This is a genomic window from Coxiella-like endosymbiont of Rhipicephalus sanguineus (assembly GCF_018687865.1).
This window is the reverse complement of the sequence record NZ_NIQB01000025.1, coordinates 1-6,713: the sequence shown is the minus strand read 5'-3', so window position 1 is coordinate 6,713 and position 6,713 is coordinate 1. Positions and strand designations below refer to the sequence as shown.

Here is a 6,713-nt window from a genome sequence, read left to right as displayed (position 1 = left end):
AAATCCGACCCCCACAGAATCGGGAATAGCAGAACAAACAATAATTAAAAGCCAAGAGGGCATATCACGAGCGGTCTTGCACTAAAAATTGACGCTGCAAACCATCAAGGCACCTTGCGAGAAGGAGGGTAAACTGTTGCTATACTCGACAACGGTCTATCTCATATATACTTATTCGCATCATTATTCATTAGCTAGCCGGATTTCCAAAAATGGTGCCTTAGTTTCTGAATTCCTTTTAACTATGAAGCGCTTCCGTCCAATTTTCCTCGTCGGAATCATATTATCAGCGGTCTCGTCTCAGTTTAAGTACTGTAGTAGTGGAGTAGTGGAAGCTGCATTGGGTTCTGGTTCGTTGATCACTGTCCGACTGGCAGCCGAGTAAAATTGAGAAGTTTTTGCTATTCGGAGTTCGATTTTAAATCTTCTTTCGCGGAGTTGCCATGCTTTTATTAAGGAGTGTGCGAAACCAGTTGATTTTATAGGGGATATTATTGCAGAATTGGGAAACAGGTCTGTTGTTACCTAAGCTAGCAGACCCGTGCTGAAAGATGGTAAGCAAAAATTGATCGAATGCATTGGCTTTAAAGCGACCTCTATCGACCAAATGGTGGTAAGAAGTGGCTTTGCGATATCATAAGAGGGGTAGCATCTCTATTGGTATCTCTTGAATTACAGGGTAATATTAAAGCTATACTCGGTGGGTTTATACGGGTGAAGTAATGAAAGATGAAAGTGTGTTAACAGTATTAATGTATTTATTCAAAAATCACATGCAAGAAAATTACACCCTTGATGTGAGGGAAAAAAAATTGCTTCTTCGCTTGGAAGAACTCGGATTCCACCGCGCTCTTATTGATCAAGCCTTCCGCTGGTTAAATAACCTCTCACAAGGCGTTCATGAGCCCATGCAACTACCGAATAAAGATTCCATTAGAGTATTTAGTGACTATGAATGTAAGTTATTCGATATCGATTGCCGCCGTTTTTTAATCACCTTAGAGCAACAATCAATTTTAAACCCTCATACACGGGAGCTTGTTATTAACCAAGCCATTGAATTAGCCTCGGAAGGCATCGACGTCAGCCTTCTAAAATGGGTAACCTTGATGGTTCTTTTTAATCAACCCGATGAAAAAAATCTCTCGCCAGCATAGAGCTTATTGTTCTTGATGACACGTTAGGTGGTATACATTAATTATGGTGAAATCGTTAGTGGTGGTCGAATCACCCGCCAAAGCAAAAACAATAGAAAAATACTTAGGTAAAGATTTTAAAGTAATGGCCTCTTATGGTCACGTTCGAGATCTTATTCCCAAAGAGGGCGCCGTAAATCCAGCCGATAATTTTAAAATGTATTATCAAACGATAGAGCGCAATAGCCGTCACATGGAAGCCATCGCAAAGGCCCTCAAAACTTGTAAAAATTTATTTCTAGCGACAGATCCTGATCGTGAAGGTGAGGCCATTGCTTGGCACATAAAACAACTGTTAGAAACTAAAAATAGTTTAAAAAATAAAAACTTCGCCCGCGTGGTCTTTCATCAGATCACTAAAAAAGCAGTGCAAAATGCAATAGAATATCCACGCGATATTTCGATGGACTTAGTGAATGCGCAGCAAGCACGGCGTGCTTTGGACTATTTGGTGGGTTTCAATTTATCTCCCTTATTATGGCTAAAAATCCGTCCAGGACTCTCTGCAGGTCGGGTTCAAAGCCCTGCTTTACGCATGATTGTGGAAAGGGAAATAGAAATTGAAAATTTTAAAAGTCAGGAATATTGCACTATTCATGCGGACTGTCAGTTTCAGCAACAAAGTTTTGACGCACGATTAATTGAATTTCAAAATGAAAAAATTGAGCAATTTTCTATAACTAGAGAAAAAACGGCTCAAGCCATTTGTAAGACTGTCACCGAAGCTGCTGACGGGAAACTTACAGTTGCTAAAGTTCTCAAACGAGAACGCAAACGCAATCCTGCCCCCCTTTTATCACTTCGACAATGCAACAAGAATCGGCACGAAAATTAGGATTTTCCGCTTCCAAGACCATGCAAATCGCTCAGCAATTATATGAAGGTGTTGAGATTGGGGATGAAGGTGCAATGGGGCTCATTACCTATATGCGAACCGATTCTGTCACATTGGAGCCGGAAGCTATGGAAGAAGTCCGAGAATTAATTAATAAAAAATATGGACAAGAAAATGTGCCGAAGGAAGTACGCGTCTATAAAACCAAATCTAAAAATTCTCAAGAAGCACACGAAGCTATCCGTCCCACTTCTGTCTTTCGACTTCCCCAAAATTTAAAAAATATTTAACAAGCGATCAATTGAAATTGTACACTTTAATTTGGAAACGAACGGTTGCCTGTCAAATGATCGAAGCTACTTTGCATACGGTTGCTGTTAATTTGGCGGCACCTAATGCTCTTTTTCGAGCTAATGGTTCTACCATAGTTAAATCGGGTTTTATTACAGTTTACCAAGAAACCAGCGATGATAGTAAAAAAGACGACGAAGGAGAAGGCAGAATGTTACCTCCTCTGGAGGAGGGACAAATTGTCGCTATCACTGATATTAAAAGCGAACAGCATTTTACCGAACCCCCGCCTAGTTATACCGAAGCCAGTTTAGTCAAAGCTTTGGAAGAACATGATATTGGCCGTCCTTCCACGTACGCGAGCATTATCACCACTTTAAAAAATCGTAAATACGTCGAAGTGGATAATAAGCGCTTTGTAGCTACGGACGTTGGACGCATTGTTAATCGTTTTTTGACTCATTATTTTACTAAATACGTGGGTTATGGGTTTACAGCGAAATTGGAAGATGAGCTGGATGATATCGCCCAAGGAGAAAAAACCTGGATCCCGGTATTAAAAGCTTTTTGGTCACCCTTTAAAAATCTTGTCGATGTTACCAAAAAGACTGTTAAACGCAGTGATGTGACACAAGAAAAAATTGATGAAAAATGCCCTAAATGCGGGGTTCAATTATCTATCCGCTTGGGGAAACGAGGACGTTTCATTGGATGCACCGCTTATCCCGACTGCGATTATACTCGTAACGTGACGGATATAGCTGCAGAAGCTTCACAACAACTTATTGAAGGTCGACAATGTCTGGAGTGTCAATCCAATCTTGTTATTAAAAGCGGGCGCTATGGCAAATTCATTGGTTGCAGTGGGTATCCGAACTGTCGTTATATGGAATCCCTGGAAAAAGACAAAGATACCCAAGTTACCTGTCCTAAATGTAATAAGGGGGCTATCTTGCAACGTAAATCACGTCGAGGCAAAATCTTTTATTCCTGCAAGAGATACCCAGATTGTGATTATGGTATTTGGAATATGCCTATTTCGCAGAAGTGTCCTAAATGCCATTGGCCCATTTTGTCAGTAAAAACGACAAAAAGCCGGGGAACAGAAAAAGTGTGTCCTCAAAAGAGTTGTAACTTTATAGAACCTTATCCGGAAGGTGAGAGAGAAATCAATGAATAAATCTTTTATTGCTATTTTAATGGGATCTGATAGCAATCTGTCAGTTATAGAGACGACTTTTACCGAATTAAAATCTTTAGGCATTCCTTTTGAAGCGTGTATTCTCTCTGTTCATCGCACTCCAGAGGCAACCAGAGACTTTGTTGAAACAGCTGAAAAACGAGGATGCACTGTTTTTCATCGCTGCCGCTGGACTCGCTGCCCATCTAGCCGTATGGCGCTCATACAATCAAGCCTGTTTTGGTGTCCCCATGACCGCTGGCAAGTTTAGGCGGATTAAACGCTCTCCTTTCAACTTTTCAAATGCCCGGCGGTATTCCTCGTTGCCTGCACCACCATTGGGAAAGCTAGAGCTAAAATGCCACCCTCTTAGCAGCGCAAATTATTGCAATTGGAGATCCAGTCTTGGCAGAAAAGTTACTAGAAAAGAGAACGATGGCTCAAGCAAACTTAAGAAAGGTAGACGAAAAATTCCAAACCGCCTTGTGAACATGGATGAGTACACGCAATCGATTAACCAGACTGTTGAAGCCTTACAACAAGGAAAGGTGATTGCCTACCCTACGGAAGCTGTTTATGGGCTTGGATGTGACCCCTTTAATCCTCATGCTGTTATTCAAATACTCACTCTCAAGAATCGCTCAATTAAAAAAGGTTTTATTCTGATCGCTTCCGAATGGAAACAAGTAGAAACCCTCACCCAACCCTTAGATCCCAAAACTTTAGTCCACGTTTTCAGCACGTGGCCTGGTCCTGTCACATGGCTTTTCCCAGCTACGGCCGAAGTGCCTTATTGGGTGAGCGGGGATCATAACACCGTTGCTATTCGTGTCACTGCTCATCCGTTAGCCCGATTGCTCTGTCATCATTTCGGGGGGCCAATTATTTCCACAAGTGCCAATCTGGAAGGAGAGCCTCCCACGCAGGACCTGAAAATGCTGAGGATAATTTTTGGCAACAAAATTGATAGCATCCTCGAAGGCGCTCTAGGGACTTCCAAACGACCCAGCGAAATCCGCGATGCCATTAGTGGTAAAATTTTGAGAGTCGGTTGATCGGCCTATTCCTCGGAAAGAGGCCTAGACCTAGTTCTCGCTCACTCACAAAGAAGGAACGAATTGTAATTCTACAAATAGTTTTTCAAGCTGATCTCTCACTTCATCAACACTAATTAATGCCATAGCCTCTCGAGAATGCACTCGCTCATGCCAAGTTATTTTTGAGGGATCTTTACGTAAAATGGTTTTGACTGCTTGAGGGAATTTATTAATTACCAATCTCTGAGAAAAATAAGGTCCGGTTTTTTCTGGAGGAGCAACTGCGTAAAGGCCCATTACCGGTGTTCCTACCGCTTGAGCGATATGTAAAGGGCCCGTATCTGGCGACAAAAGAACATCCACTTCGCTTAGGAGCGCTGCCAATTGCTTTAAAGAACTTTTACCTATGAGATTAAGAGCAGGTTTTATCAGCTGGCGATTGATTTCTTCTGCCATTTGTTTCTCTACCGCACTTGGTCCGCCTACTAAAACAACATTAAAATCCCATCGCTTTTTGGTAAGGTAATTAACCACAGTAGCATATCGATCACTAAACCAATTGCGTTCCTCTTTACTCGTAGCAGGACAAATAGCTAACCAACGGCCATTGTAAGAATTCAATTGTGCTTTCGCCCACTCATAATCCTTTTCTTCGATGGGTAATCCCCATTCAATATTTTTATCCGTAATTCCAAAGGGTTCCGCAAATCGTAAAAAACTTTCCACCAAATGTTCAGGCCTCGCAGCTACAGTGCGATTTATAAAATAATGCTGCAAATCACGACTATGTAATTTTTCATAACCGTATTTTATTTTTGCTTTTATTAACAAACACAATATATTGGAACGTAATGTGGCTTGGGGCACCAATAAGACATCCAAGGAACAAGATTTCAGCTGCTGGTAACATCTCCAATAATCGCTTAATGACTTTGGTTTATCCAAAACAATAAAATTTACATTCGCTAATCCTCGGACCAGTGAAAAGAAAGGGCGACTGATAATCCAATGAAGTTCGATGTGCGGTAGGTGTCTGCATAACGCACGGATCAAGGGGACTGTTAGACAAACATCTCCCAGCGCACCCAGCCGTAAAATACCAATAGAACGAACGGAGGCAGGATTCATACGGTGGGATTTTAATGAATGTTTGGGTGTAATTCTACCACAGCACGTAATCCTCCCTGCGGTTTTTGATCAAAAACACTTTTCCATTATGGGTCACTAATGACGTCACGAGTCACTGCCAAACCCAAGCCCACACCTTCCAGTATCACGTGAACGGGAATGCTCACCCCGATAAAAGGGTTCAAACACTTGCTCTAATTCTTTCTCTGCGATTCCCGGGCCATCATCTTCGATGTAAATATTCACACGATTGTGATGCGCCGGATACGAATGGTAACGTTTTTCGCACATCGAACAGCATTGCTCAACAAATTAAAATTAGTAAAAGCTTGTTTCAATGCAGTGGAATCTCTTAACAGAGTAATTCGATTAAAACGGCTATTTAAAGTTGGATATTGTACCCCATATCCTCCATCGATTCTACCAAGGACCTTACCTAGAGAAAACCAAATCTAAATTCACTTCTTCTGAAAAATCATCTCGTGCAAACGCTAACGTTTCGTTGATCATTTTTTCCATTTCATACAAGTCCTTGGTTAATATTTTTTAGTTGTGGCATCTTTAACCAAACTGGGCACACAATTTCATGCGGGTGATCGGGGTTCGCAAATCATGAGAAATAGCTGCTAGCATTTGGGTGCGATTATAAATTAAAGTCTGAATACGCTGTTGCATGCGATTCATCGCCTTCGCTGTTTCTTGCACAACTAAAGGACCATCTCGATAGGTACTGGCTTGGCATTTAAATCCATGCTCAAGCGTTCGGCCGCCCATCTAAATTTTCAATGGGACGGGTAAAGCGATTAATCGACCAAGCCAGAATTAAAAACAAAAAATATAAGCCACCTTACAAGAAAATGTGCATATAGCATAGCATTAATATTTACCCATTGATTTTTCATTACTAAAATAGAAACAACAAATGCGCCTAATTATTTATGCAAAGCTTCATTAATTTTCCAAAAGGAAATATCTCGAAATTGTAATTTAAATTGAGGCTTCTCAGGAAATAGAAGCTTTGAGATCAGGGTCACTCATGGCACCAA

General features: G+C 41.2%; 5 protein-coding genes and 2 pseudogenes. 4 read left to right on the top strand and 3 right to left on the bottom strand.

From position 1 onward, the window contains the following. Positions 1-722: 722 nt before the first annotated feature. The 4 genes and pseudogenes from B1F79_RS02065 to tsaC all read left to right on the top strand — a co-directional run bounded on the left by B1F79_RS02065 (position 723) and on the right by tsaC (position 4,557). Positions 723-1,198: pseudogene (locus tag B1F79_RS02065) on the top strand (Smg family protein). A 2-nt stretch (positions 1,199-1,200) separates the two neighbouring features. Beyond that, a pseudogene (gene topA, locus B1F79_RS02060) lies at positions 1,201-3,502 on the top strand (type I DNA topoisomerase). Beyond that, positions 3,495-3,773, top strand: a complete 279-nt coding sequence (locus B1F79_RS02055; protein WP_251365795.1) for an AIR carboxylase family protein — start codon at positions 3,495-3,497, stop codon at positions 3,771-3,773. The pseudogene topA and the gene B1F79_RS02055 overlap by 8 nt, the downstream one beginning before the upstream one ends. A 220-nt stretch (positions 3,774-3,993) precedes the next feature. Further along, entirely contained in the window at positions 3,994-4,557 is a 564-nt protein-coding gene (gene tsaC, locus B1F79_RS02050; RefSeq protein WP_251365794.1) for an L-threonylcarbamoyladenylate synthase type 1 TsaC, read from the top strand. A gap of 45 nt (positions 4,558-4,602) precedes the next feature. Here the strand turns inward: tsaC and B1F79_RS02045 are convergent, their stop codons facing one another. The 3 genes from B1F79_RS02045 to B1F79_RS02035 all read right to left on the bottom strand — a co-directional run bounded on the left by B1F79_RS02045 (position 4,603) and on the right by B1F79_RS02035 (position 6,441). After that, on the bottom strand, positions 4,603-5,667 hold the full coding sequence (locus tag B1F79_RS02045) for a glycosyltransferase family 9 protein (RefSeq protein ID WP_251365793.1): 1,065 nt from the start codon (positions 5,665-5,667) through the stop codon (positions 4,603-4,605). Positions 5,668-5,772: 105 nt separating this feature from the next. Continuing rightward, positions 5,773-5,958 (bottom strand): ATP-binding protein, encoded by a 186-nt coding sequence (locus B1F79_RS02040; RefSeq protein WP_251365792.1) that lies wholly within the window; start codon positions 5,956-5,958, stop codon positions 5,773-5,775. A gap of 270 nt (positions 5,959-6,228) precedes the next feature. Beyond that, entirely contained in the window at positions 6,229-6,441 is a 213-nt protein-coding gene (locus tag B1F79_RS02035) for a histidine kinase dimerization/phospho-acceptor domain-containing protein (RefSeq protein WP_251365791.1), read from the bottom strand. Positions 6,442-6,713 lie beyond the last annotated feature (272 nt).

Coding starts and splice junctions, on each gene's coding strand:
- B1F79_RS02055 (WP_251365795.1), top strand. CDS start 3,495: ATGAATAAATCTTTTATTGCTATTTTAATGGGATCTGATAGCAATCTG.
- tsaC (WP_251365794.1), top strand. CDS start 3,994: ATGGATGAGTACACGCAATCGATTAACCAGACTGTTGAAGCCTTACAA.
- B1F79_RS02045 (WP_251365793.1), bottom strand. CDS start 5,667: ATGAATCCTGCCTCCGTTCGTTCTATTGGTATTTTACGGCTGGGTGCG.
- B1F79_RS02040 (WP_251365792.1), bottom strand. CDS start 5,958: ATGTGCGAAAAACGTTACCATTCGTATCCGGCGCATCACAATCGTGTG.
- B1F79_RS02035 (WP_251365791.1), bottom strand. CDS start 6,441: ATGGGCGGCCGAACGCTTGAGCATGGATTTAAATGCCAAGCCAGTACC.